Here is a 297-nt window from a genome sequence, read left to right on the forward strand (position 1 = left end):
CGATTTGGGACGAGGGGAAATCGACACCAACACTCAGGGAAAACCGCTGAGGGAAACCTTAGCGGCGAACGCGTTTGCCGGCGGTGCGTCCGTCCGGGCCCTCGATATTCCGCTGTTCATCTGCGCCATTGATATTGCCGCCGAGGCCGAGCGCACCCATGAGAACGTGGAGGCTGTGGCGCGTCGCGAGCGTTATCTGGCTGCTAACGAGGCCCTGCGCTCGATGTGCCAGCACGAGGGCTGCCCCTTGTCCACGACGGAGGAACTGCACGGCGTAGTCGGGGCGACCCTCGGTCT

1 pseudogene is annotated in these 297 nt (G+C 64.0%); it reads left to right on the forward strand.

Annotation, left to right across the window (positions count from 1 at the left end):
- Positions 1-297 (forward strand): annotated as a pseudogene (locus PZH32_RS13090) (hypothetical protein); the annotation flags it as partial.

Source organism: Adlercreutzia equolifaciens (assembly GCF_029076695.1).
Classification (GTDB): Bacteria; Actinomycetota; Coriobacteriia; order Coriobacteriales; family Eggerthellaceae; genus Adlercreutzia; species Adlercreutzia equolifaciens_A.